This is a genomic window from Litoreibacter sp. (assembly GCF_058136045.1).
Genome location: NZ_JBYVDD010000010.1, coordinates 1 through 1,984 on the forward strand (window position 1 = coordinate 1; position 1,984 = coordinate 1,984).

The window sequence follows — 1,984 nt, forward strand, 5'->3', positions numbered from 1 at the left end:
GACTCTGCGGTTTTTTTGTGTTGGAAGTTTTCTTGGGGTGTGCCGAGTCGTTGTGGATCTGTTGTTGTTGTGTGGATTCGGGGTGTTTTGATCCACATTTGGTGTTTTGTTTGTTGGTAACCGCAAGAGGCGGCTGTAGCTGCCCTGAGGGAAGCAATGCGGTTGCAGCATTTTGGGGTATAATTTTCGGGTAATTTTAGGTTTATGTTGTTGTTTTTAAGGGTTTTTGTTTGTGGTCTGCAAAAAATGTCATCTTTCTGCAAAAAAGGTGTTGCGGGCGTGGGCTACTGGGCCTAGAACCCACTTCACCGGAGGCGCAGTGATGCACTAACGGGGCGCCGGACAGGCCTTAGGGTCGAGAAAGCGGAATAAAAACAGAGACTTATGCAGGCAGTTGCGCCAGACGATTTGGGCGCTACGGTTTGTTTTTGTCTCTACGCTCTTTGAAATTTATAGAACACATGAAGAGATATGTGGGCGGTTTGGCCATTTCGATGGATCAACCTCGTCACATATCAAAACTCACTAGCGAGGTCGTTTTCGGATGATTTAGCGATAATGTGAGGTCAGCTTCACTGTTTGGACGGCTTCTAGTTATCTTTGATAACTTCAAGCACAACCAAACGGTTAAGACGTCATCGAGATTTCAGTAAGGTCTTGATGATGAATATGTGCAGAGGTTCGACGTCAAGGTTAAGCATGCAAATGCTTTTCAACTTGAGAGTTTGATCCTGGCTCAGAACGAACGCTGGCGGCAGGCCTAACACATGCAAGTCGAGCGCACCTTCGGGTGAGCGGCGGACGGGTTAGTAACGCGTGGGAATATACCCAAAGGTACGGAATAGCCTCGGGAAACTGAGAGTAATACCGTATGTGCCCTTCGGGGGAAAGATTTATCGCCTTTGGATTAGCCCGCGTAAGATTAGATAGTTGGTGGGGTAATGGCCTACCAAGTCTACGATCTTTAGCTGGTTTGAGAGGATGATCAGCAACACTGGGACTGAGACACGGCCCAGACTCCTACGGGAGGCAGCAGTGGGGAATCTTAGACAATGGGCGAAAGCCTGATCTAGCCATGCCGCGTGAGTGACGAAGGCCTTAGGGTCGTAAAGCTCTTTCGCCAGAGATGATAATGACAGTATCTGGTAAAGAAACCCCGGCTAACTCCGTGCCAGCAGCCGCGGTAATACGGAGGGGGTTAGCGTTGTTCGGAATTACTGGGCGTAAAGCGTACGTAGGCGGATTAGTCAGTCAGAGGTGAAATCCCAGGGCTCAACCCTGGAACTGCCTTTGATACTGCTAGTCTTGAGTTCGAGAGAGGTGAGTGGAATTCCAAGTGTAGAGGTGAAATTCGTAGATATTTGGAGGAACACCAGTGGCGAAGGCGGCTCACTGGCTCGATACTGACGCTGAGGTACGAAAGTGTGGGGAGCAAACAGGATTAGATACCCTGGTAGTCCACACCGTAAACGATGAATGCCAGACGTTGGGGGGCTTGCCCTTCAGTGTCACACCTAACGGATTAAGCATTCCGCCTGGGGAGTACGGTCGCAAGATTAAAACTCAAAGGAATTGACGGGGGCCCGCACAAGCGGTGGAGCATGTGGTTTAATTCGAAGCAACGCGCAGAACCTTACCAACCCTTGACATGTGTATCGAGTTTTCTGGAGACAGATTACGTCAGTTCGGCTGGATACAACACAGGTGCTGCATGGCTGTCGTCAGCTCGTGTCGTGAGATGTTCGGTTAAGTCCGGCAACGAGCGCAACCCACATCTTTAGTTGCCAGCAGGTTAAGCTGGGCACTCTAGAGAAACTGCCCGTGATAAGCGGGAGGAAGGTGTGGATGACGTCAAGTCCTCATGGCCCTTACGGGTTGGGCTACACACGTGCTACAATGGCAGTGACAATGGGTTAATCCCAAAAAGCTGTCTCAGTTCGGATTGGGGTCTGCAACTCGACCCCATGAAGTCGGAATCGCTAGT

The 1,984-nt window shown here is 50.2% G+C and carries 1 protein-coding gene and 1 rRNA gene (1 of these 2 cut by a window edge); one reads left to right on the plus strand and one right to left on the minus strand.

All coding sequences use genetic code 11. From position 1 onward, the window contains the following. Nucleotides 1-263 (minus strand): hypothetical protein (locus AC3Y7R_RS15070; protein WP_490042893.1); only part of this gene is annotated, 263 nt, incomplete at its 3' end. Between the two features lie 450 nt (nt 264-713). Between AC3Y7R_RS15070 and AC3Y7R_RS15075 the strand changes: the two genes are divergently transcribed. Further along, nucleotides 714-1,984 (plus strand): 16S ribosomal RNA (locus tag AC3Y7R_RS15075) (it continues 150 nt past the right edge of the window).